Here is a 22,565-nt window from a genome sequence, read left to right on the forward strand (position 1 = left end):
GTCTACGGATTCACTGCCGGTCCCGCGCGCCGGACCCGTCCCAGCGAAAGCGGGGCGCTACACCGCCTCGTGGGGGGCCTACAACTCGAAATAGTCCTCGTCGAGTTCCACCACGGTGAACACCGCACGCTGCTGGACTCCGACCCCGTACCGGATCATCAGTTCCGCCAACCGTTGCCCGTCGATCAGAATCACTCGAATCGGAACGTTCCTGGCATATTCGCGGGCGTGCTGAGTGAAGGTGCTCGTGGTGATGAAGACACCGCGCGAGGCACCGACCCCATGCAACGCACCAACGAACGCCTGCACCGTGTCCCGGCCGACATTGTTTCCCTCGCCGTATCGCTTGGCCTGCACATAGATCTGGTCCAGCCCGAGCGCATCCTGGTCGATGACACCATCGACACCACCGTCGCCGGAGCCACCGATCCGCTGTGCGCGCCGTTCGGTGCCGCCGTAACCCATCGCTACCAAGACATCGAGAACCGTCTGCTCGAAGGCGGCGGGATCCTGACTCCGCATGCGCTGCAACAGCTCAGCGCTTACCTCAGCATGGACCCTCTCGACGCCGGCCTCGATCTGCTCGAACGGGTCGGATGCGCCGCTGAGTTCGGTAACCGGGTCGGCGGTCAGATCCGCGCGAACCGGAACATAGGTCGCATACGCCGGGATCTTTTTCAGTTCTCGCTCGCCCAGTCCCTCTGGATGCGTCACGAGTGCGGCCCGACCCTCTTGGGAGATACGGAACATCGCCCGCGCGGGCTTGGTGACCAGCTCCGCTCGAACCAGCGCGCTGAGAGCCCAGCCGATCCGATTCGGTGCTCGCCGCTGCCCCGAGGGCAGAATCTCCGCGCGCTGTGCGTCGGTGAGCCCGATGTGGTCGCACACCGCGGTGACAAGCTCTCGTTTCCGCCAGACCTCGCCGTCCGCCAATACTTCGAGAATAGGCGTAAGAAACCCCGACCAGATAGGCATGGTCGAAACCGGTTCGGACAAGTCCTACTCCTCGTCTCGTCGGTGTGGCTCACCCGTCCCACACGCCGATCCGCACCACTCAATCACACGCACCGACCACCGGTACATCCAGACATCGTTCCCCAATTGCGGCTGGAGCACTGGATGTCGCGCCCGTCGTGCGCTCGTCGACCGTGCACTCGATACGGTTCGAGCCAGTACCACACGGGATAACGCTCGCAGCGCCAGTGACCGTGATGGCGTGCGTGTGGCGGCTACTGTACTCTCCAGCTCAGATCGCTGAACTACCAAGGGGGAGTGGGCATCACATGCAATTTGCGAGAGGGCACATACGCCACCAGCTATCTCGTCCTGGCCTGAACCATGTCTGAACTATCGGTAGAGACGGCTCAGCTCAACGGCTTCAAACTGGACCTGCAGGACATCGGATCGAACTTCTCCTCCAACGCCTCGCGCCTGATACCCGAGATCCGGTTGCCGGACGGTATCTCCGGTCTTCTCGCCGAGGTATCGCCGCCGCTTGCGCGATTCCAGGTCGCGGTCGAGGCCGCCCAACGCACGGATCAAACCGCTATCCAGGACCTCGCCGACAATCTTTCGACTTCGGCAACCTCGTATCAAGCGACAGACCAGGACAATGCGTACGCCTTGGCGAGCGTCGGAGGAGATAGCCGCCCCGGCGACCAGTCGGCCACTGGCGACAGCATCCGATATCCGTCACTGCAGCTTCCAGCACTCACCAACACCGATTCCGTCACGTACTCGGTTCGCCAGACCGTGACCTCCGCCATCGAGTCGATCTCGTGCTACGACGCCGCGATCATGGCCGCTGTCGGCGTCCAGCCGGCAGCCGATCTCCTGAAGCCGTTGGAGGCCGACTGGGAGTCACTGAAGACCGTCGGCAAGCTGGTCCGGCTGATCGGGATCAACGATTACGTCGCCTCCCAGAACCTTTCCGGCGGTACGACCTGGCTGCGGAACAGTTGGTCCGGCAACGCCGCGCAAGCCTTCGAGTCGAGCTCGAACACCACTGCGGTGTCGCTGGCCGGTCGCAGCGACGACATGGAGGCTGTCTGTCAAATCGTCGAGGCCGCCGCCGCTTTTCTCGAACGACTCGTCTGCAACCAAGCGACAGAACTCAGTGGCGGCCTCGCCAAGTCGATGACGCTGCTCGACTTCACATTCCCGCTGGGAGTTTGGACTCAAGCATTGGCTGAGCCGATCCAGGAATCGTATCGCTCGACGATCTCCTCCGAGTTGGACGCCCTCATCGCGGCCGCTCGTTCTCGTCAGGACCAGATACGGGGCGCGATCGGAAAAGTGTCCCAAGCATTAGAGTACACGTCAGGCCGGGTCCCTCCGGCCTTTGCGCCGGACGATTTCACCGCTCCGGGCTTGGCCATCGCCGACATGGGAACCAGGCGATACGGTTACAGCGACAACGTGTGGTGGGAGAACAGCCTTGCATCCACCGCCTGATCCGCCGAAGAAAAACCCGGCCGCGTATGGATCACGCACCGGAATCGCCGACAAGATCGAAGCCAGGACTTACAAAACCATCGATGCGTTCTTCGCTCTACAATATTTCGAGGGCGCCGGTTACACCTTCTCGGCGGACCTCTTCAAGTTCTACCTTTCGAACCCTGGGCCGAATTCGGACTTCACAATAAAACCCGAGCATTTCCAAAAGACGGTGAATACAACCAACGTGCGCGACACCGTCTCGATGTGCCTGGACGGAATCATCGAACAGGCGAGACTGGACCCGCAGGTCGGGATCCTTCGAGAACTCACGTCCGACTGGAAGGGCTGCGGGCCAACAGAGGATCCAGACGTCGAGTTCGGGATCGGGCACTTCGATGTGTCAGTCGGAAGCGACACGATCGTACGTTCCCGAGACGACGGTCTGTACGCCGAATTGAGCTACAAGGTGTACGTCTGGGACTACTACAACTTTGAAACGAAGAATTGGATCCCATTTGGCAACGTCAAGCGAAACCAAGCCAACTCCATCGGCAATCACATGCGTGATCTCGAGGAATTCGGGTGGGCACGAAGTTCATAGCCCGCGGACAATCCGACACCACCCAGACCTGGACGCAGAGGCTATGAAACGAAGACTGACCCTTGTACTCCTCATCGCCGCGATAGGCGCGCAAACGTTTGCACTGACAGCCTGCTCGAGCGAGCGCAAAGACCTCCTATCCCTCGAGACCTGCGGCTCGCTCGTCTTCCCTCACGGCGTCAAACTTGTCGAATTCGAGCAGCAGACGGGTTTCGGAGACGAAGTGGTTACCGCAGTGGTGGAAATCCCCGCCGACGAAATGGATGATTTCAAGACCAAGTCAGGCCTTGCCAAATTCACTGCCGGGGTGCCGAAAGATTGGAAGTACCACTGGCGGGACACGAAGAGCCTCCCACTGCTGGAATCAGAGCAGGCCTATCGCGCCGACGAAGAGCAGCTCGCCCAGACCAGGTGGGTCGCCTACACGACCAAGGACACATCCGAGATCGTCTTCATCCACGCCCTCTGCTAGAACCCACTAGCAGTACGATGCTTTGCCAAATGATCTACATACTACCGAACACACGTTCGATGTGGAGCGGGCTTGTCTGAAGTCCGCCTGCGGGACATACACCAAGAGACAGTCCATACAAACGCAACGAGCAGGGGCATCGCAGGACCAGACGTACCGAACAGCTTCTCATCGTCGAGTGTTGCCGACCGTGTCGTCACGTTCCGATAACCTCATCGCATGATCACAGGGGAACTGCGGAGCAAGATCGACCGGCTCTGGGATGCGTTCTGGTCTGGCGGCATCTCGAATCCGCTGGAGGTGATCGAGCAGATCACCTACCTGATGTTCCTCAAACGCCTGGACGAGCTACAGACGGGCAAGGAGCGCAAGGCCAACCGCAGCGGGCGGCCGATCGAGAACCCGATCTACGACGCCGACACGGACACGCTGCGCTGGTCGAAGTTCAGGGAGCTGGGGCCGGATCAGCTGCTGCGGACTGTCCGCGACGACGTGTTCCCCTGGTTGCGGCTGCTTGGTGGCGAGGAGTCCACCTACGGCGAGCACATGAAGGACGCCCGGTTCACCATCCCGACGGCGAGCCTGCTCACCAAGGCCGTGGACATGCTCGACGAACTGCCACTCGGCGACGGCGACGTCAAGGGCGACCTGTACGAGTACATGCTCTCCAAGATCGCCACCGCGGGCCAGAACGGTCAGTTCCGCACCCCGCGCCACATCATCGACCTCATGGTCGCGATGATGGCCCCAGGACCCAACGACGAAATCTGCGATCCGGCATGCGGCACCGCCGGCTTCCTCGTCGGCGCCGCCGAGTACATCCAGCACACCCACCGCGACGCCCTGCTCGACTCCGCGCAGCAAGATCACTTCCACAGCAGCATGTTCCACGGTTTCGACTTCGACTCCACCATGCTGCGCATCGCCAGCATGAACATGCTCATGCACCAAATCGAGCACCCGGACATCCGATACCGCGACTCCCTCGCCGAGTCCGTTGCCAGCGAGGCTGGCCGCTACTCGATGATCCTGGCCAACCCGCCGTTTGCCGGCAGCCTCGATTTCGAGACCACCGCCAAGGACCTGCTCCAGGTTGTGAAGACGAAGAAGACCGAACTACTCTTCCTCGCCTTGTTCCTGCGCCTACTCAAGACCGGTGGGCGGGCCGCGGTGATCGTTCCCGACGGCGTGTTGTTCGGTTCGACCAAGGCGCACAAGGATCTGCGCAAGCTTCTAGTTGAAGAGCACGGCCTCGACGCGGTGGTCAAGCTGCCCTCGGGCGTATTCAAGCCCTACGCCGGTGTCTCGACGGCAATCCTGATCTTCACCAAGGATGACGAGACCGACCAGGTGTGGTTCTACGACGTCACCGCTGACGGATTCAGCCTCGACGACAAACGTAATTCCCTAGTGGGCGACGAAAAACTCGGCGTCCGTGCCACTCTCACGCCCGACGAGCATTTCAATAACAACCTCCCCGACGTCCTGACCCGCTGGTCCAGCCGCACCACGACCGAACGCGCCCGCTCCCGCACCGAACAGAGCTTCTGCGTACCCAAAACGGATATCGCTGCCCAGGGCTACGATCTCAGCCTCAACCGATACAAGGAGATCGTCCACGAGGAAGTGGAGCACCGTCCGCCGCTGGAGATCATCGAAGAGTTGGAAACGATCGAGGCGGAGATCCAGCAGGGGATGTCGAGTATCAAGGGGATGCTGTCGTGAGATCGACTCCAATTGGTGACCTGGTCGGCATGACCGATACATGGAACCCGCGCAGCCATCCAGGCTCCACTTTTGATTACATAGATATCGCCGCAGTCGATCACCACACGAAGACCATCGTTTCAACATCGACCACTGCCACGAGCGGCGCGCCTAGCCGGGCACGACAACTCGTCGCGACAGGCGATGTACTAGTCTCCACCGTTCGCCCAAACCTCAACGCCGTTGCATCGGTACCCCCGGAACTCGACGGAGCAACCGCATCTACGGGCTTCTGCGTGCTCCGACCAAAAGCGATCGACAATCGCTACCTATTCCATTGGGTCCGATCACCGCAGTTCGTCTCGGCCATGACACGACTAGCAACAGGTCAAAGCTATCCAGCGGTGTCAGACAAGATCATCAAGTCGTCGCTCGTGCCCACCCCGACACTCTCAGAACAGCAGCGGATTGCACAGGCGCTGGATCAGGTTGATTTGCTGCGGGAGAAGCGGCGGAAGTCCATCGCCCTCCTCGACGACCTCGCCCAATCTATCTTCCTCGACATGTTCGAGGCACCTGACGTGGTAGGCGAACCGATAGCGCTAGGAGCGATCGCAGAAATTTCTTCAGGCATCACCAAAGGCCGAAAGGTACCCCCAACCGCAACCACTCGCACTGTTCCCTACCTCGCAGTCGTCAACGTCCAGGACAAACAACTCCGATTGGACACCCTGAAGGAAATCGAGGCAACAGAGCCAGAGATCGATCGATACCGCCTCGCAAAAGACGACCTCCTACTGACCGAAGGCGGCGACCCAGACAAACTTGGACGCGGCACACTGTGGCGAAATGAACTCGAAGAGTGCATCCATCAAAATCACATTTTCCGAGTTCGACTGAAAGATGAGCTGACCTTTCGTCCCATCTATCTGAATTGGGCAATATCGTCCGAAAGAGGCCGTAGATACTTTCTCAGATCAGCGAAGCAAACAACAGGAATCGCATCCATAAACGCTACGCAACTGCGGAATTTTCCCGTCCCTTCCGCCCCGATCGCGACCCAACAGCTCTTCGAAGATCGAATCGAAGCCATCGCACGCTGCAAGCGTCATCATGAAACCTCGCTCAGCCGCCTGGACACGCTCTTCTTCTCCATCCAGTCTCGCGCCTTCCGCGGCGAACTCTGGCAAGATGACCTGAAAGATCTTTAAGGGGAGGACCTTTCGTGCCAGAGAGCAACTTCGACTTCCTGCAAGCCGAGTGGCCGGACCTGTTCACAGAGGCAGCTCGCGCGGAGCGGAGCGCGGTGGGTGATCCGCGGGTGGCGTGCTTCTTCGCGCGGCGGGCGTTGGAGTTGGCGGTCAACTGGGTGTTCAAGGCCGATGACACGCTGCGGATGCCGTATCGCGACGATCTGAATGCCAAGCTCAAGGAGCCGACCCTGGTGCAGGTGGCGGGGTCGGTGATCGTCACGAAGATGGATGTGGTGCGGCGGCGCGGGAATGTCGCGGTGCATCGCTCGGGTGAGGTTCCCGCGCAGGATGCGGTGAACGCGGTCGGTGAGCTGTTCCATGTGCTGTATTGGCTGGGCCGCACCTACGCGCGCACCGAGGAAGGGAAGCCGTTCGACGGGCAGCGGTTCGATACCTCGCTGATCCCGCGCCCGGTCCCGGCGGGGGTGCAGCGCAAGAAGTACGCCGAGGTTCAGCAGATGGCCGCGGATTTCGCGGCGCAGCAGGCAGAGCTGGCGACCGAGCGCAAGCAGCGCAAGGAACTCGACGACGAGGTCAAGCGGCTGCGCGCCGAGGTGAAGGCGGCGAAGGCCGCCAATGCCAAAGTGCCGGATCACCATGATTACTCCGAGGCGCAGACTCGCACCCAGCTGATCGACCTGCTGCTCCTGGAGGCCGGCTGGGCGCTGGACGGAGCCGACGACCGCGAATACCCGGTGACGGGAATGCCGACCGACAGCGGTAAGGGCAAAGTCGACTACGTGCTGTGGGACGACAACGGCAAGCCGCTCGCCGTCGTCGAAGCGAAACGCACATCCAAGAGTGTCGAGTCGGGCAAGTATCAGGCGTCGCTGTACGCGGACGCGCTCGAGCAGCAGCACGGCCAGCGACCGATCATCTTCTATACCAACGGTTACGAAACCCAGATCTGGGACGACGCCTTCTACCCACCCCGCCCGGTTCAGGGTTTCTTCACCAAAGACCAACTGCGGCTGCTGATTCAGCGGCGTGCCCGCCGCAAGTCTTTGGCCACCGAACCCGTCAACGAGATCATCGCGGGAAGGCACTACCAGAAGCGGGCCATCGGACGCATCGGCGATGCGTTCGAGAAGGACAAACAGCGCCAGGCACTGCTGGTGATGGCGACCGGTACGGGCAAGACCCGCACTGTGATCGCACTCGTCGATCAGCTGATCCGGGCAGGGTGGGTGAAGCGGGTACTTTTCCTTGCCGACCGACAGGTTCTGGTGTCACAGGCGACGAATGCGTTCAAGACCCATCTGCCGAGCGTGCCGACGGTGAACCTGCTCACCGAGAAGGACAACAACGCCCGCGTCTACGTCTCCACGTACCCGACGATGCTGAACCTCATCAACGAGATCGACGAGACCGAGCAACGCAGGTTCGGCCCCGGATACTTCGATCTCGTCGTCATCGACGAAGCGCACCGGTCGGTGTACCAGAAATACGGCGTGATCTTCGAGCACTTCGACTCGCTGCTGGTGGGCCTGACCGCCACCCCCAAAGACGAGATCGACCGCAACACCTACCGACTGTTCCATCTCGAAGAAGGTGTTCCGACCGACGCCTACGACCTGAAACAGGCGGTGGATGAGGGCTATCTCGTTGCGCCAGAAGCCAAATCGGTGCCGTTGAAGTTCCTGCGCACCGGCATCCGCTACGACGAACTCTCCGAGGACGAGAAGGACTACTGGGAAGATCTCGAGTGGCGAGACGACGAGGACATCCCCGATTCCGTCGACGCACACGCACTCAACAGCTTCCTGTTCAACCACGACACCATCGACCAGATGTTGCTCGTCCTCATGGAACAGGGTGACCGGGTCGCCGACGGGGAACGCATCGGCAAGACCATCATCTTCGCCCGCAACAACCGCCACGCCGAACTGATCGTGCAACGATTCCGGGTGCTCTATCCCGATCTGCCTGGCGATTTCATTGAGATGATCACCCACAGCGTGAGCCATGCCCAGAGCCTCATCGACAAGTTCGAGAACCCGGGCAAGGCACCCCATATCGCCGTCTCCGTGGACATGCTCGACACCGGCCTCGACGTGCCCGCCGTAGCGAACCTGGTGTTCGCCAAGGCCGTACGCACCAGCACCAAGTACTGGCAGATGATCGGCCGCGGCACCCGCCTGTGCCCGGACCTGTACGCGCCGAACAAGGACAAGGAACGGTTCCTTGTGTTCGACCTGTGCCAGAACGTCGAGTACTTCAATCAAGATTTGCCGACCGCCGAGGGCCGCACTCAGGCCTCGATGAGTGAGAAGGTATTCGCCGCCCGAGCCGACCTCCTGCGCGACATCGACCAGCTCCAGCCCCCGGGCGATAGGCCCGCTGAGATCCCGGACCGTGAACCCACGGATCTGCCGGACGTGCGATGGCAGCTCGCCGAACATCTCCGGGTGGAGGTGGCGGGCATGGATACGCGGAATGTGGAGGTGCGCAAGCAACTGCAGCACGTCGAGAAGTACACCGAGCTGGGTAGCTGGGACATTGTCACCCCGGAGATCCGGGTCGAGGTCGGGGCGCTTGCCGGATTGCCCACCCAGTTCAAAGACGACGATCCGAGCCCGGCCGCGAAACGATTCGATCTGCTGGCGTATCGGTTGCAGTTGGCGCGGCTCACCGGTGACACCGGATACGACGCGCTGCGCGAAAAGGTACAAGAGATCGCGAGCGCGCTGCTCGATCCTGGCCTCAACACCATCACCGCCATCCGGCAGCGGCATGACTTCCTCGAAGATGTCGCCGGCGACGCGTGGTGGGAGGATGTCACCGTCGCCATGCTGGAAACACTCCGGCGACGACTGCGCGGTCTGGTCAAGGCCATCCCGCCGAAGGGAGCACAGAACCCGCTCTACACCGATTTCCAGGACGAGCTCGGCGAAGTCGCAGATGTCGAGATGGCGGTACTGCCCGGCGGCGGCAGGGGCATGGCGCGCTTCGAATCCAAGGTCCGCACCTATATGCGCAGCCACGAGGATAAGCTCGCCGTGCAGAAGCTGTTGCGCAACAAGCAGATCACCTCTGCCGACCTCGCCGAACTCGAACAGATCTTCCTCGACAACGGCTTCGGCACTGCCGAGGACATCGAGCACGCCGCCAGCACTCATGGCGGCCTGGGGCTGTTTCTACGATCCTTGGTCGGCCTCGACGCGTCCGCGGCTGCTGCTGCCTTCGACGAGTTCCACACCGGCCGGAATCTCACCGCGAACCAGCTCCATTATTTGAAGCTGCTGGTCGACTTCCTCACCAAGAACGGGGTGATCGACGTGGGCGCACTGTATGAGCCACCGTTCAAATCGGTGGCACCGAGTGGCCCGGAAGACATCTTCGCCGAAGAAGATGTGGATCGAATCGTCGCAATCGTCAAGAACATTCGCACAACTGCCGTCGCCGGCCAGCAGGAAGCTGCTGCCGCGCAAGGGTGAGAGTGGAAGTTGATTGTGCGTAGCACATACTTTCCGCGCCCAAAAAGCTCAGATGTCCTTCTAAGTCAGACTGCTGCTGCCCAACTAGTGACAGCCTCTATGTTGCGTTCTACGCTCTTACCAGCAGTTACGCGAGAAGAGAGTAGACGGGGGGCGTCGTGGTGGTGGGAGTATGGACTGGTGTCGAGGTTCGCGCGATTCGGACCGCCGCGCTTCGGCTGACTCAGGCCGAGCTCGCCGATCGCCTCGGCTTCACAGAAGCCGTCGTCCGCAAGTGGGAGAAGCGCGGCGCGACAATCACTCTCACCAATCAGCACGCAGCGGCGATGGACACGCTGCTTCAGCGTCTCGATCCGGGACAACGCGCCAGGTTCGACGCCGCGTGCGTCGAACCTCGGTGCACGACACCGACTGCGGGAGGATCAGGTTTCGACCAGCCAGATGCGATAGTTGGCCAGCTTCAAGACCTTTCCAGACTTCGTGGAGACGGCGACCTCGTGGACGGGTTCCGCCTCGCGCTCGACGACATCGTCGAGCGGTACGAGGCAGAGGGGCCACGTGAGCTCGCTGTCGAGGCCCGAGAGCTTCGGCAGCGTGCGAATCTGCTTCTTCAGCAACGGCGTCACCCAGCTCACGTCGAGAGTCTCTACCGGATAGCGTCTCGAATCTCCGGTGTCCTCGCGTATATGGCGGTCAACTGTGGTCGGTTCGGTACCGCGCGGATGTACTGCCGCGAGGCCCAAGTGATGGCCTCGTTCACCGATGACCACGAGATGCTGGCCTGGGTGAAGTCCACCGAGAGTTTCTGCGCCTACTACGCAGGCGATTTCGCTGATGCCGCGGCGCTGGCGGAGCAAGGAATCGCTATGGCCAGGGGAGGCTCTCAGACAATCCGGTTGTACTCCAACGGATTGGCTCGCGCGCAGGGGAAGCTAGGCGACGCCACCGACGTCGAGCGCTCGGTCGAGCAGGCAATGGCGCTGGCTGATCGGATGAACGTCACGCCTGGCCTCACCCCGGCGCTCACCTTCAGTTCGTATGGCAAGGCCCGCCTGCTGGCCAACGCAGCGACGGCATTCCTCTCCGCAGGGCGATTCGACAAGGCACTCGAGTACGGGAACTTGGTCAACGAGTATGTCTCGCAGTCGGACTCAGTATGGAGCCGCGCTCTCGTGACCTTGGATATGGCGACCGCGCTCACGCTCCAGCGGTCCCCGGAAGTCGAGCAAGCGGTTCATTTCGGGATCAAGGCACTCGACGCTTCAGCGGATCGGCCGATCCGCTCGGTGTGGCAGCGAGCGAACGAGCTCGGCACGCTCCTTGAGGCGCACTACCCTGAGCCGTCGCGCGACTACATCGAAAGATTGGTGCGATGGCGGCGAGCCTCACGGCCACTCATCGCCCCGGAGAGTGTTCATTAGCCACCCAGCGGGATAGCGGCGTGTGTGTCCCAGCGATAGCAGCGTCCGTCGCGCCTGAGAACCACCAGTTCAGCGGTGTCCACCCGAACCGAAACCCGCTCAGGTTTCCGCAGGGCCGCGACCGCGGCGATGACATCTGCCGCGGCACGGTCGGTGTTGTTGTACGCGATGCCCAGGTGCGGCCGGAACCGAGACGACGAGTCTGTTGCATCGCGGGGAGCATGCTCCGGCGACAACTCGTCGGAACATGCCGACAGGATTCGATACAGGTCGAGCAGTGGATCCCATGGCGCTACCGAGAATCGGATGGCGCTTCGAGATCCACTGAGCGGGCCGATGGTCAGGTCGAACGGCTTCACATCCGAAAGCCGTTCGCGAGCGAGCGAAACCAGCGCGTCGACCTGCTCATCGGGCACGGCGGTCGTGTCGCCGACGCTTCTGACCGTGATGTGCAAACCGTCCGACGGAACCGGGTCGACGCCCGTGAGGCCGAGACCACGCTGGTGTTCCGCAGCGAAGTCAACCAGGTCCGGATCATCGAAGGTCAGATACCAGTAGTACCCGGTCCGTCCGGGCGCCCACTGCTTCACGCTCCAGTGGTCACGCAGATGTTCGAGCTCGACGAAGGCTTCCCAGTCGTTCCGCGCGATGGCCTCAGGATTTGACGTCGAGTCGGGCAGATACCGGGGAAATGGACCGCTGGAAGTCATCCCTGATCTGCCTACCTCTCGTTCTCGAACTCCCTGGCTGGGAGTGTACGGCTCAGCCGGCCGGACACCACTGCACGAGGGTGTGCGGCCGGCCGACAGCTCACATTCGCCGTGGCGCGGCGATTCCCAACTGCCCCAAACCCAGCTCGAGAGTACGAGCCGTCAACTGGCACAGCGCGATCCGATTCGAACGGATCGGCTCCTCAGCGGGGATCACCGGACACGAATCGTAGAAGGCCGTATAGGCGCGAGCGAGCTCGTAGAGGTATCCGGCCAGCCGGTGCGGTTCCAGCGCCTCGGCTACCTCGTCCAGCACTGTCCCGTACCCGTCGAGGACCAACGCGAGTTCACGCTCGGCCGGTTCCAACGGGACGTTCGCGTCGATTTCGGCTGGCATTGTAGTGCCGGCCTTGCGGAGGATCGAGCAAACCCGAGCGTGGGCGTACTGCAGGTAGACGCCAGTATTGCCGTTGAGTGACGTCATCCGAACAGGGTCGAAGGTGTAGTCCTTGACCCGGGAGGTCGACAGATCCGCGTATTTCACCGCCCCGATGCCGGCCTGTTCGGCGATGGTGTCGAGCTCGGCTGACGCGAGATCCGGGTTCTTCTCGGCGACCACGGCGCGGACGCGTGCGACCGCCTCGTCGAGGAGGTCCATCAGCCGCACCGTGCCGCCCGCACGAGTCTTGAACGGCTTGCCGTCCGGCCCGAGGATCGTCCCGTAGGCGACGTGGTCCACCTGGATCGCTTCGGTCAGCCAGCCCGCCCGACGCCCGGCCTCGAAGATCAGCTGGAAGTGCAGGGCCTGGCGTGAGTCGGTGACATACAGCAGCCGATCCGCGTGTAGCGAGGCGATCCGGTACCGGATGGTGGCGAGGTCGGTGCTGTCGTAGCCGTAGCCGCCGTCTCGCTTGCGAGCCATCAGCACGGCGGGCTTGTCGTCGGGGCCCTTGACCTGCTCGGACAGAACGACGACGGCACCGTCGCTGTCGACCGCGACACCCTTGTCGACGAGCTCGGTCACCGTATCGGCCAGCTGGTCGTTGTAGAACGACTCCCCGACGTAGTCGGCAGGTGTCAGCAGGACGCCGAGGCGGTCGTAGATGGCGCCGAACGCCTTCTCCGATTCCGCGACGATCTCCCTCCACCGAGCGACGGTGTCGAGGTCGCCGGCCTGCAACGCGACCACTCGCGTTCGCGCTCGATCGGCGAACTCCGGGTCGGCGTCGAATTGCGCGCGGGCGGCCTTGTACAGCGTGTCCAACGCCGACACAGAACTGGTATCGGCGTCGAGCTCCTCAGTGTGCCAAGGCGATTCGGGGTGCTCGTCGATGTACTGGATGAGCATGCCGAATTGCGTGCCCCAGTCACCGAGGTGGTTGGCGCGCACCACGTCGGCGCCGAGGAACTCGAAGATCCGGGCGAGACTGTCGCCGATGATCGTCGTCCGGAGGTGCCCGACGTGCATCTCTTTCGCGACGTTCGGGGCCGAGTAGTCGATGACTACTCGGCGTCCGTCCTCCGTGGCCGGGATGCCCAGCCGCTCGTCGGTCAGTCGGGCCGCCACGGATTCCCAGACCGCGGAGTCGGCCAGAGTGATGTTCAGGAATCCCGGACCCGACACCCGCACGTCCGCGATGACGCCCTGGGCGCGGTCGATGCTGGCCGCGAGTTCACCGCCCAGCTGCGCGGGTGGTGTGCCCACGCTCTTGGCCAGCGGTAACGCGGCGTTGGATTGAAAGTCGGCGCGGTCGGATCGTCGCACTACCGGGTCCGCGTCCGCCGTTTCCGGACGGACTCGGGCGATCGCCTCCGACACAGCGGTAGCGACACGTCCGAGCAGCGGTACGACACCGGCAGAGCTCACCTTTGATTCCTTTCGAATGGGGATGGTCGGGCTATTCTCGCAGGTTTGTCATGCGGCCTGAACTGGGCCGACCACACCGCGCGGCTCACGGCATCTGCGGAATCGCGAACCGCCGACGATCTCGACCACGTTTCCCGCGACCAGCGCGGCGAAGCCGGACTGGATCGTTGAATACAAGTGGGCAGTCGGTTGGTAGCCGAGGAAGTCCTTGCCCCGCGCGCCGTCAGCGGATCGAGTGAGAACCTCGACGGCGTCGTGGATGGTGACCTCGGGCTTCGCGACCATAGCCAGCGCCAAGGTCGCCACCGCCCGCTCCGCTCGCGACCGGTCGGCTCGATAGCGCCGCACATCTCCCCCGAGGAAGATATGTTCGCTGGTCAGCGCGTTCAGCACCAGGCGCTGCGCGAACTCTGAGGAGTTCAACCAGTCGGCCTCGGCGACCACCACCCCGGGGCTCAACACTCCTTGGCTTCGCGGAAAGCAGCGCAGTTCGACCGCACAACAGACATCGGCGTGGGTCGCGAAAAGCTTTGTCTCGTAGTCGACCTCGGTGTCCTGGAGAAGGCCGAAGTCAGCGTGGAGCTCGCACACCGCGGCGACGAGATCAGCCATGTGGTGGTATCCCGGACGCGAGCGTCCGACAATGACGAGATCCAGGTCCGACCGCGACTCGCCGTTGACGGCCTGCGAGCCGTAGACCAGCCCGTAGCCGCGCGGCGGCGCGAACTTCCGGCAGACCTCCGCGGCCGCGGCGAAGAGTTCCGGGGTCATGACTCGAGACCGATCGGCAGCGACGCGTACGGGTGGGCGACAGCGTGGAAGTCGATGAAATGAACTCCACTCGGAATCGCGACACCGCCATTCGCCATCTCGAAACTTTCGAGGAAGTCGTCGACCTCCCGCGCCAGCTCGCTGTCTTTCATCAGCTGAGGATGGTGTTTGAAATGCACTCCGAAGAACCACTCGTGTGCCGCGTCCCGGTCGGGTGCCCACGCCACTCCCCCGAGCCGAGTATGGGAAAGCGTCCCCTCCCCACGGCTCTCGGCGGCACGGAGCGCATCGATCAGGACTTCTCGTGTATACGCCCGTCCGCCGCGAGGAAACGGCGCGACCTTCTCCCACGCTCTGGTCACCAATTGCTGCTCAGGACTTTCCGCGTCGAACAGCATCGCTAGTAGGTGTCCGCCCGGCGCGACCAGCCGGACCAGGTCGCGCACGAACTCGCCAGCCTGGTCAGCGGCGCGCGCCTGATCGTTCCGGAGTCGGACGCCAGCGGCCGAGAACTCTTCGAAGAACTCTCCGATCGGATAGCTCAACGACCAGAACGCGGTGACCAAGTCGAAGGTCCGCGCACGCTCCGCGGCGAGAAGCTGTGCGACAGCGTCGCTGGTATCCGCGCAGATCGTTTCCGCACCGGGAAACTTCCGGGCGACGGCGGACACCATGACTTCGCCGTAGTCCGCGAGGGCCATCGTCGCGGCATACGGCGCCATCGCGTCGGTGATTCGGCCTGTACCGCAGCCGAATTCGGCCACCTTCAAATCTGCCGCTGGCGCAGCGTAGTGCTCGGTCAACCAGTCCGCGACAAGATCGACGTCCTCGGTGCCACCGTAGAAGTGCCGCAGGAGCAGTCGGTCGTACGTGCCCGGTGTCTCGTAGACAGCGCGGAAGGTCTCGTTGGTCATGCCGTTTCCTCCAGTTCGATCGCGATGTGGTCGAGGTACGCGAGGACGTCACGCATATGTGTCTCGGTGAGGTGAGGATTGTTCGCCATGAAGCGCAGAGGGTGCATGATCGCGCCCTTTCGGAGACGTCCGAGGTCGTCGGGCAGGGTGAATTGATGGAGGTGCCACAGCCCTTCCGCGAGCATTCGCTGATGAAGGGCGACGTTGAAGACATTGACTTCGCGAAGCCCGTCATCGTCGATCGTGCCGGCATCGACGCCCGATGGCAGGTACACGAACACAACCGCCGCGAGATCCGGCTCGTTGAGACGAACCAGGCGCGGATGGTCGTCTACCAGGGCGGCGAAGCGCCGCACCAAGTCCGCTCGATAGTCGGCCAGCTTCGCCAACCCAGTTCTGCCGCGGCCGAGCATCATCATCCACAACTTCAACGACATCCAGCCTTTGGTGCCGATGAATGGTGTGACCTGCCCGAAGGCGAAGTCTTCCTGCATGATCAGATCCGAGTACGTCGAGATCGTCCGAATAGCGGCTGGTTGACGTACCAACAGCGCGCTGAGCCCATAGGGAACGGCCATGATCTTGTGCGGATCGACGGTGACGCTGTCGAACTCGGCTATGCCGTCGATCTTTTCCCGCATGGTCGGGCTGAAGGCGGCCAGCAGCCCCCAACAGGCGTCAGCGTGCAGCCAAATCCCCGGGTCGATGTCCCGGACGATGCCGCTCACCGCGCGCAGATCGTCGACCGTTTGCGTCCTGCTGTCGCCGGCGTAGGCGACCACCGCCATCACGTGGTCTCGGTGTCGGCGAAGCGCCCGAGCGAGTTCGCGCTTGTCGTAACGGAACCCGTCGGTATCGACCTCGATGACGTGGGCGCCACAACCGATCCAAGTCAGCGCCGCTTTCACGCTGTAGTGCCCGATGCCTTTCGGGACAACCACCGCCATCCTGCGCGGGTCGGTGACTCCAGTCCGCATGGTTTCCGGCGCCTTGGCTTCGCGCGCGAGCATCATCGCCACTGTGTTGCTGGTGGTTCCGCCTGGGGTCACCATGCCGCCGACGTCCCACACTGTGCGCACATCGCTGACCGCCGGGTTCGAGTAGCCGAGTAGATCGCGCAGCCAGCGCAACACCGTGATCTCGATGAATGTCGCGCTCGGGCTGTCGAAAGACTGATTGATCATGTTCTGCTGGGTGAGCGCCGCGAGCAGCGTGCCCGCGAGAGCGAGTGGATCGTCGCCGGTGTCGCCGAAGCCCATGAACCGCGGTGATGCCTCGTTCTTGCAGAGCGGGAGGACCCGGTCCACGAAATCCGCGATCACCGCATCGCCTGTCGTCGGCTCGGCGGGCAACTCTGTCAGCAGCAGATCGCGGATCTCGCGTGGACTGCCGCGCCGACCGAAGATCTCTGTCCTCGACTTGAACCGCAGCCCGAGGTCGACGGCATGATGAAGTAGTGCATTCCACTCGTAAACCGGGTCTTCGGGTGGGGGGTGAATAGCCAACTGGTGCATCGTGATTGCCTTCCGTGGGCAAATTTCCGTTGCCCATCACGATCCCGGTCCCCGGATGGTTTCAGAAGGCACGCCACCGCTACGCGACCGATACGCGAGCGCGCACTATGGGCATCAGAGTTGCCGCCCACAAGCGCTGTTAACTGACGCGGCGTGAACTCGGTCGGAGCTCACGCCGCGATCATCGGCTTGGCGAGTCCCAAGGACGCGCAACATGGGTAGCGAATTGCAAACTTTTTGCTCGATTCTTTACATGTCCCGGCCACATGCAAAGTTTGTTGGCACATCGAGGTCGACGGCAACCGCGCCTCGTCAGGACCTGACGACGACTCAGTGTGAATGTGGTAGCGGCAGGGGCATCCCTAGTCGAGGAAGTAGGCCTCTACCTTCTCCGCCGAATCCAGGATCTCCTCCGCCACGACTCCGAGCGCCGCCGCCAGCGCGACCGATCCTACGAACGCGACCTCCACGTCAGGTGAGAACGCTCGCTCGAGCAGGCCGAGATAGTCCGACATGCTCTGGTCCAACTTGTCCAGAAGAGCCCGGTACTCGGTGTCGAGTTGCTCGTCCAGTGCGCGCTGCTCCTCGAGATAACGCTCGATCAGCGCCGCCTCTCGCTTCGTCAACGATGAGGCGACGGCCTTGTACATCACGATGCCGACGGTGTTGCCGATGACGGCGCCGAGGACGGGAACGGGGATGGCCGCCTGGCCGATGAACGAGGACAGCGCGCGGACCGCGGCTTCCAGCGCGATGAGCTCGGAGGTTTCAATGAACTCCAGTTCGTCGATCTCGTTGCGGCGGAGCTTGTTCGCTTGTTCGGCGATGCTGAAGGAGGCGGTGACGATGGAGCTGGCGACGGCCGCCGAGGTGGTGGTGAAGTTCGTGAGGGTGTAGATGCTCAGGCCTCGGACGCCGCCCTTGCCGGCACCGAGGCCGGTCTCGCCTGCGATGTCGAGCCAGTCCTGCCCGGTGAACTCTTTGAGTCTTTTGCCTTGTCGGCGTCTGGTGAAGACGGCCATGACGAAAGCTGTTCCGCCGGCGGTCACGGCTGCGGTGAGCGCGACCGTGCTCCCTTCTTGCAGAGTCGGCCGGCTCTGTTGGTAGGCGTCCTCGCGCAGTGTTTTGTCCGTGGCGCGAAGCGAGTCCTTTTCCGCCGCCATGGTCGAGGTGTAGATGTCGCGTTGGACGTCGTCGTATCGGAGCGTCGACGGCTCGAGCGATTCGATGCCGACCGATCTGGATTCGAAGAACGTCTGGACTCGCTGCCAGTCTCGGAGGGAAGGCCCGTCGCCGCTGCGTGACAGCTTGCTCGCATCCTCGGGAGACAAGGCGCGCAACCGCTGGATCATCTCGAAGTGATCGCTCGGGATCTGGTACTTCCCACCGTTTCTCACGTATTCGGGATATTTCTGGAGGTGCTCGGTGATGGCGCCCAGCGAGAAGCGGCCGCCCGCCGCGACGAACTTCTGTTGGATCGCGACACTTCCGCGCATCAGGTCGACGGGTCCGTTGTCGTTCACCCACTGGTAGTCGGGCGCCTCGCCGAGGATCTGCTTGCGGGCGTTGCCGATTCCCACCTCGGCGATCTCGGCGATGAACCCGTGCATGCCACGCTGTCCACCGCGGTTGGCGGCGACCACCTCGAGGTCGATCTTGCTGATGGCCTCGTCGACGCTGGTGAGCGCGTCCTGGAGGTGACCGTCCTGCAGCCTGAGCGCGCCGAGAAGGTTGTCTATGCGGAGTTGATTGAGGTAGCTCACCCAGGACGCGACTGCTTGCTCCTGGGTGTTCATCACGAACTCGACGGCCTCACTCACTGTCGGCGCTCTGTTCGATCCGCATGCTCAGCATCGCCGCGCACGACTTCGTGTTGTTCACCAGCGCGGCGAGTGTCGACCGCTCGGCGGGAGCGAGCGCTTGGAAATCGGCACGGAAGTGCACCAATGCTTGGCCGTAGCCCTTGACCAGGCCTTCGCGAAGCGAAGTCGTTCGCTCGAGGAGGTCCTCGATTTGCGCGTCCATGCCCTTGACGAGGGCGGTGTTTCGTTTGATGGCCGTCAGTGCCGCGTTTTTCGCTTCTCGGTTCTCGAACTTCTTCTTCGCGAAAAGGGCGATGGACGCGAGCAGGGTTGCGCCCGCGATGGTCCAGCCGATCGGGCCGGCCAGCGCGAGCAGTGTGCTGCCCGCCGCGGTGCCACCGCCACCGGCGGCCAGTGCTCCTCCGCCGAGCCAGGCCAGTGCGGCCTGGCTGGCCGCGGCGCCGGACAGGGTCGAGATCGCGGTGCCGGTCGAGGCTGTTCCGAAGGTGGTGGCGACCCACATCGCGGCCGACGGCGCCAGGCCGGCTACCGCGGTGCCCGCCGCGAATCCCGCCCCGGCGCCGGCAGCCGAGAGCCGCGCCGCTTCCAGCTCCTTCTGAGCGAATTCCTCGGCGTGCAGGAACCGCTGCCGGTGGACTTCGATCTCCTCGAAGTCGGTATCGAACGACTTCGGGGTGTTGGCGATACTGTTCACCAGGTGCTCGACCAGCTCGATCAGGTCCGTCGAACGCTCACGTTGGCGCAACAGCGACAGACCCCGATCGGCCATCGCGGTGAAGACCGCGTTGTATTCCGCTACGGCCGCTTCGTAGGGGTCCGGCTTCTTCACGGTCAGCTTCTCGACCCGGCCCTTGGCAGCAACCTTGACGTTGCCGACCTGCCCAGCGAACTGCGTCGAAGCGGTTCGCGCGGCTTTGCCGAGGCCGTCGACGGTCCTGCCGATGCCCTCTTTGGCGCTGCCGACGTTGAGCTGTTCTACCATCGCACCCTCCGAAATCGTTGCGGTCGACTCCGTATCGGAGGAGAACGAGAACTTGTGACAGATCCGGCGAGCCGCCGAACCGTCGCCGCGAACAGTCGCTGCATGAGCGCCGTCGCTGAACTACTTTGGTAGGCAGTGTGTTCCACGGCGGGGAGGATCAGACGGTGGTTGATGGTGGGCGGGCGCAGCATGCTTGGCTGGTACGGGCCGGGAGTCATGGGCAGCGGGAGGGGCGGGCTCTCGCGGAGGGGTTGGTGATCGTCGGGTGGGATGAGGTCGGGGATCTCAGGAGGTATCGGACCTGGGAGGAGTTGAAGGCGGGGATTCGGCGGGCCTATCCGGAGGCTTCGGCGACGGTGGTGGGGAATTGGGCCGGGCAGTTGTGGAAGTTCGGAACCGAGATCGTGGAAGGCGATCTGGTGGTGATGCCGTTGAAAGGGCCGGCTGGGGTGGTCGCGATCGGGCGGGTTGTCGGGGAGTACGAGTATCGGACGCAGGAGCCCGAGTCGTTTCGGCAGGTGCGCCGGGTGGAGTGGGTCCGGACCGATGTGCCGTGGGAGGCTATTCGGTCTGATCTGCGGGCCAGTCTCGGTTCACTGCTCACGGTGTGTGGGCTGCGGCGCCACAACGCGGCGGTGCGGATCGCGCGTCTCGCCGAGCACGGGAGCGATCCCGGGTATGTGGGTGATGTGGCGGCGACCGGGTCCGATGAGCTCCTCGCGGAGGCCGGGGCGCGGGATGCGGGGAATCCGCGGGAGTTGACGGTGCGGAGCCTGCTCGAGCACTGGGGGTTCGAGCGGCGGACCGCTGCCGCGGTCGCGATGATCAAGGCGGATCTCGCGGAGAACGGGCTCACCACGCGGCCGCCGTTCACCGAGGGGCCGCTCAGTGAGGTGGTCGCGATCGTGCCGCTCGAGAGTGAGCCGACGGTCGGCGGTGCACGGGCCGCGGAGCGGGTGTCGGTGGAGAACGTCGTCGAGCCCGAGCCGATGACGCGGCGGTTGGGCGGTCTGCCGGCGGCACTGGTTTCGGTGCCGTCGAGTGTGGAGCTCACGACCGCGAAGACGACGATGGTGCGGCACCAGTATTCGCAGCTGGCGGTGATCGATGAGCACGACGGGGCGTATCACGGGGCGGTGACCTGGGAGTCGATCGGGCGGGCGCACATCGCGACGGATCATCCGACGCTCGCCGACGCCACGGTGCCCGCGGTCGTGGTGGACCACGATGCTCCCCTGCTGGATCAGATCGAGGCGATCTACGACCACGGGTTCATCTTCGTGCGGGATCCGGATCGGGTTCGGGTGACCGGGATTCTCACGGCCGCCGACCTGACGCGTCAATTCGGCACGCTGGCAAAGCCGTTCGTCCTCATCGAAGAGGCCGAGAATCGGTTGCGCAGAGCGGCGCGGGATCACCTCGACACCGAGGACTTCAAGGCGGCGGCGCCGAAGAATCGGCGGGCGTATGTCACCGAGCCGGAGCACCTGACGTTCGGTGGGTATGTGCACCTGTTGCAGAGTCCGACGAGTTGGCGCAAGCTCGGGTGGCGGCTCGATCAGAGTCAGGTGATCGAGCTGGTCGAGCAGGTGCGGGTGGTTCGGAACGAACTGATGCACTTCGCCACCGATCCGCTGTCGGCGGGACAGGAAGCAGCGGTGCACGGGCTGCTTCAGGTGTTGCGGACCGCGGAACCCAACCCGTAATGCCGAGTCGAACCGCAGTTAGCCGCTGACGGAGAACGGGAACACGGGCAGCTTCGCGAGTTGTTCTCCCGGCTTCATGACGAACGATCGGCCGGTGCAGTCACCGTTCTCCCAGAAGGTCTGGGGGACGGATCCGCCGTTGACGATGGAGCCTGCGCCTTGCGGGCCGAGACTGGCGACTCCCAGCTCCAGGCAGTTCTGCGGATCCACCGACGGCACCTCGCCGTGCGGAAGGGTGTGCAGCAGGTCCTTGAAGTCGGGCATCCCCCACCAGCAGACTGTGCCGGCCGGGCAGGGCTGGGTGAGCACCGCGGTCGGTGTGCGTGACGAGATCGCCGACGTCGCAGTCGGGATTACCGTGGTCGGCGAGACCGAGGTCGGCGAGACCGAGGTCGTCGCCACGGCAGGCGCACCGGAAACGGCGCCGGATGTCGTGGACCCGACGCTCGGCGCAGCGTCGCCATGCGCATCGGACTGGAAAGCCATGAACACAAGGGCCGCGCCGACTACGCCCGCCACGAGGAAGCCACCTGCGACCACCAGCTTCAGGGTGTTCCGCTTCTCCTTCGTGCCCTCACGGCTCACCTCGGATTCACGCCGCCACACACCGAAGTTCGTGCTGGACCGGGCACTCCGTGTATACGACTCGTTCTGTCCACTCCGGTGCTCCGCCCCGAGGCTCGCGCGACCGTGGACGTGGGCCTTCGGTTCGCCCTCGCTGGGCGGGAGTTCTGCACTCACCGGCACAGAGTAGCGCCAGTTCCGTTGGGAGGGGCGATCATTGGACGGTCGAGAGATCCAGAACGCAAAAAGGCCCTCCAACCGAAGCTGGAGGGCCTTTCGCAAAAAATTGTCCGGCGGTGTCCTACTCTCCCACACCCTGTCGAGTGCAGTACCATCGGCGCAGGTGGCCTTAGCTTCCGGGTTCGGAATGGGACCGGGCGTTTC

16 protein-coding genes and 1 rRNA gene are annotated in these 22,565 nt (G+C 63.2%); 8 read left to right on the forward strand and 9 right to left on the reverse strand.

The window, feature by feature from the left end:
- Positions 1-78: 78 nt before the first annotated feature.
- Complete coding sequence (locus DFR69_RS29165; protein WP_244198515.1) at positions 79-996, reverse strand: restriction endonuclease; 918 nt, start codon at positions 994-996, stop codon at positions 79-81.
- Positions 997-1,338: 342 nt separating this feature from the next.
- Between DFR69_RS29165 and DFR69_RS29170 the strand changes: the two genes are divergently transcribed.
- The 7 genes from DFR69_RS29170 to DFR69_RS35835 all read left to right on the forward strand — a co-directional run bounded on the left by DFR69_RS29170 (position 1,339) and on the right by DFR69_RS35835 (position 11,330).
- The gene (locus DFR69_RS29170) at positions 1,339-2,454 is read left to right on the forward strand and encodes a type VII secretion target (protein ID WP_110040863.1); all 1,116 of its coding nucleotides are present in this window, start codon (positions 1,339-1,341) and stop codon (positions 2,452-2,454) included.
- The gene (locus DFR69_RS34240) at positions 2,438-3,040 is read left to right on the forward strand and encodes a hypothetical protein (RefSeq protein WP_146229458.1); all 603 of its coding nucleotides are present in this window, start codon (positions 2,438-2,440) and stop codon (positions 3,038-3,040) included. The genes DFR69_RS29170 and DFR69_RS34240 overlap by 17 nt, the downstream gene beginning before the upstream one ends.
- 43 nt (positions 3,041-3,083) lie before the next feature.
- Entirely contained in the window at positions 3,084-3,512 is a 429-nt protein-coding gene (locus tag DFR69_RS29180; RefSeq protein ID WP_110040865.1) for a hypothetical protein, read from the forward strand.
- 219 nt (positions 3,513-3,731) lie between these two features.
- Entirely contained in the window at positions 3,732-5,237 is a 1,506-nt protein-coding gene (locus DFR69_RS29185; protein ID WP_110040866.1) for an HsdM family class I SAM-dependent methyltransferase, read from the forward strand.
- Between the two features lie 29 nt (positions 5,238-5,266).
- Positions 5,267-6,430, forward strand: coding sequence for a restriction endonuclease subunit S (locus DFR69_RS29190; protein ID WP_110040867.1), 1,164 nt, complete (start codon positions 5,267-5,269; stop codon positions 6,428-6,430).
- 14 nt (positions 6,431-6,444) lie between these two features.
- Entirely contained in the window at positions 6,445-9,909 is a 3,465-nt protein-coding gene (locus DFR69_RS29195; RefSeq protein ID WP_110040868.1) for a DEAD/DEAH box helicase family protein, read from the forward strand.
- Positions 9,910-10,073: 164 nt separating this feature from the next.
- Positions 10,074-11,330, forward strand: coding sequence for a helix-turn-helix domain-containing protein (locus tag DFR69_RS35835; RefSeq protein ID WP_482805365.1), 1,257 nt, complete (start codon positions 10,074-10,076; stop codon positions 11,328-11,330).
- Here the strand turns inward: DFR69_RS35835 and DFR69_RS29210 are convergent.
- The 7 genes from DFR69_RS29210 to DFR69_RS29240 form a co-directional block, all read right to left on the reverse strand.
- Positions 11,327-12,040 (reverse strand): 2'-5' RNA ligase family protein, encoded by a 714-nt coding sequence (locus DFR69_RS29210; RefSeq protein ID WP_110040871.1) that lies wholly within the window; start codon positions 12,038-12,040, stop codon positions 11,327-11,329. The genes DFR69_RS35835 and DFR69_RS29210 overlap by 4 nt on opposite strands.
- A gap of 100 nt (positions 12,041-12,140) precedes the next feature.
- Entirely contained in the window at positions 12,141-13,907 is a 1,767-nt protein-coding gene (gene argS / locus DFR69_RS29215; protein ID WP_110040872.1) for an arginine--tRNA ligase, read from the reverse strand.
- A 48-nt stretch (positions 13,908-13,955) separates the two neighbouring features.
- A complete protein-coding gene (locus tag DFR69_RS29220; RefSeq protein ID WP_110040873.1) occupies positions 13,956-14,678 on the reverse strand; it encodes a hypothetical protein in 723 nt (240 codons plus the stop codon).
- Positions 14,675-15,592 carry a methyltransferase domain-containing protein gene (locus tag DFR69_RS29225; protein WP_110040874.1) on the reverse strand — a complete coding sequence of 306 codons (918 nt, stop codon included), beginning with the start codon at positions 15,590-15,592 and terminating at the stop codon, positions 14,675-14,677. The genes DFR69_RS29220 and DFR69_RS29225 overlap by 4 nt, the downstream gene beginning before the upstream one ends.
- Complete coding sequence (locus DFR69_RS29230; protein ID WP_110040875.1) at positions 15,589-17,106, reverse strand: pyridoxal phosphate-dependent decarboxylase family protein; 1,518 nt, start codon at positions 17,104-17,106, stop codon at positions 15,589-15,591. Before DFR69_RS29230 ends, DFR69_RS29225 begins: the two co-directional genes overlap by 4 nt.
- A gap of 362 nt (positions 17,107-17,468) precedes the next feature.
- Positions 17,469-18,926: a hypothetical protein gene (locus DFR69_RS29235; protein WP_167456450.1), complete on the reverse strand. Its 1,458-nt coding sequence runs from the start codon at positions 18,924-18,926 to the stop codon at positions 17,469-17,471.
- Positions 18,919-19,911, reverse strand: coding sequence for a hypothetical protein (locus DFR69_RS29240; protein WP_110040876.1), 993 nt, complete (start codon positions 19,909-19,911; stop codon positions 18,919-18,921). Before DFR69_RS29240 ends, DFR69_RS29235 begins: the two co-directional genes overlap by 8 nt.
- Before the next feature lie 356 nt (positions 19,912-20,267).
- On the opposite strand from DFR69_RS29240, the gene DFR69_RS29245 reads away from it, so the two are divergent.
- A complete protein-coding gene (locus DFR69_RS29245) occupies positions 20,268-21,617 on the forward strand; it encodes a CBS domain-containing protein (RefSeq protein WP_146229461.1) in 1,350 nt (449 codons plus the stop codon).
- An 852-nt stretch (positions 21,618-22,469) separates the two neighbouring features.
- Here the strand turns inward: DFR69_RS29245 and rrf are convergent.
- A 5S ribosomal RNA gene (gene rrf / locus DFR69_RS29255) occupies positions 22,470-22,565 on the reverse strand; the annotation flags it as partial.

This window comes from Nocardia neocaledoniensis (assembly GCF_003182135.1).
Taxonomy (GTDB): Bacteria; Actinomycetota; Actinomycetes; order Mycobacteriales; family Mycobacteriaceae; genus Nocardia; species Nocardia neocaledoniensis.

Excerpts from the sequence above, each read along its gene's own strand:
- DFR69_RS29220 (WP_110040873.1), bottom strand. The coding sequence starts at position 14,678 with ATGACCCCGGAACTCTTCGCCGCGGCCGCGGAGGTCTGCCGGAAGTTC.
- DFR69_RS29180 (WP_110040865.1), top strand. The coding sequence starts at position 3,084 with ATGAAACGAAGACTGACCCTTGTACTCCTCATCGCCGCGATAGGCGCG.
- DFR69_RS29210 (WP_110040871.1), bottom strand. The coding sequence starts at position 12,040 with ATGACTTCCAGCGGTCCATTTCCCCGGTATCTGCCCGACTCGACGTCA.
- DFR69_RS29185 (WP_110040866.1), top strand. The coding sequence starts at position 3,732 with ATGATCACAGGGGAACTGCGGAGCAAGATCGACCGGCTCTGGGATGCG.
- DFR69_RS29230 (WP_110040875.1), bottom strand. The coding sequence starts at position 17,106 with ATGCACCAGTTGGCTATTCACCCCCCACCCGAAGACCCGGTTTACGAG.
- DFR69_RS29225 (WP_110040874.1), bottom strand. The coding sequence starts at position 15,592 with ATGACCAACGAGACCTTCCGCGCTGTCTACGAGACACCGGGCACGTAC.
- DFR69_RS29240 (WP_110040876.1), bottom strand. The coding sequence starts at position 19,911 with ATGGTAGAACAGCTCAACGTCGGCAGCGCCAAAGAGGGCATCGGCAGG.
- DFR69_RS29190 (WP_110040867.1), top strand. The coding sequence starts at position 5,267 with ATGACCGATACATGGAACCCGCGCAGCCATCCAGGCTCCACTTTTGAT.
- DFR69_RS29170 (WP_110040863.1), top strand. The coding sequence starts at position 1,339 with ATGTCTGAACTATCGGTAGAGACGGCTCAGCTCAACGGCTTCAAACTG.